Source organism: Kitasatospora sp. NPDC059817, assembly GCF_042731835.1.
Taxonomy (GTDB): domain Bacteria; phylum Actinomycetota; class Actinomycetes; order Streptomycetales; family Streptomycetaceae; genus Kitasatospora.
Map to the genome: position 1 here is coordinate 15,608 of NZ_JBHWIR010000168.1, position 814 is coordinate 16,421.

Consider the following 814-nt stretch of genomic DNA (forward strand, 5'->3'; position numbering starts at 1 on the left):
CGCCCCGCGCGGCGAACCCCCCCCCCGGGGGGGGGCGCCCGCCCCCCCGCCGGCGGGCGGCCGCCGGGCCCGTGTCGTCTCAGCCCGAGAAACGGGAGCATCCGGATCCCGAGACGGGCATGGAGGAGCGGGCCCGGGAATCTATACGATGAGCCCATGCGTTCCGTCGATGTGAGCAACCAGGCCCCGGGCACCCGCCTCGTGGCGCGCCTGCACGTCGACCTGTGCCGGCTCGCCAGTGCGATCTGTCCCGGCACGCCCGCGCGTTCGCGCTGAGCCGCCCCGCCCCACCCGGGCCCACCGCCTGCCGGCGACGCCGAGCCCCGGGACCACCCTCCCCGCCGCGCCCGTCGCGGCCCACCTCACGACTCGCACAGGAGCGCACCCATGGCCATCGAGGTCCGCATCCCGACCATCCTCCGCACCTACACCGACGGCGCCAAGGCCGTCGAGGGCACCGGCAGCAACCTCGGGGAACTCTTCGCCGACCTCGACGCCCGCCACCCGGGCATCGCCGCCCGCCTGGTCGAGGGCGGCGAGCTGCGCCGCTTCGTCAACGTCTACCTGAACGACGAGGACGTCCGCTTCCTGGAGGGCATCTCCACCACCCTCGCCGACGGCGACAGCGTCACCATCCTGCCCGCCGTGGCCGGCGGAGCCCGCTGACCTCCCGCCCACCCGCCCCCCCCCCGGCGCGTGCCGGTCCCTCCGGCTCGGTTCTGGGGACCCACCCCGCCCCCGGGCCCCCCCCCCCACGCCACCGCGCGCGAGCTCAACCACATGCTCGGCCTCGGTGAGGCCCGCGGGGCGGGGG

Annotated in this window: 2 protein-coding genes; both read left to right on the forward strand. The window is 77.1% G+C overall.

What is annotated here, in order from left to right:
- Positions 1-156: 156 nt before the first annotated feature.
- Positions 157-276, forward strand: coding sequence for a putative leader peptide (locus ACFV61_RS28010; RefSeq protein WP_347878546.1), 120 nt, complete (start codon positions 157-159; stop codon positions 274-276).
- A gap of 111 nt (positions 277-387) precedes the next feature.
- On the forward strand, positions 388-666 hold the full coding sequence (locus tag ACFV61_RS28015) for a MoaD/ThiS family protein (RefSeq protein WP_063349212.1): 279 nt from the start codon (positions 388-390) through the stop codon (positions 664-666).
- The last annotated feature ends 148 nt before the right edge of the window (positions 667-814 follow it).

Excerpts from the sequence above, each read along its gene's own strand:
- ACFV61_RS28015 (WP_063349212.1), top strand. The coding sequence starts at position 388 with ATGGCCATCGAGGTCCGCATCCCGACCATCCTCCGCACCTACACCGAC.
- ACFV61_RS28010 (WP_347878546.1), top strand. The coding sequence starts at position 157 with ATGCGTTCCGTCGATGTGAGCAACCAGGCCCCGGGCACCCGCCTCGTG.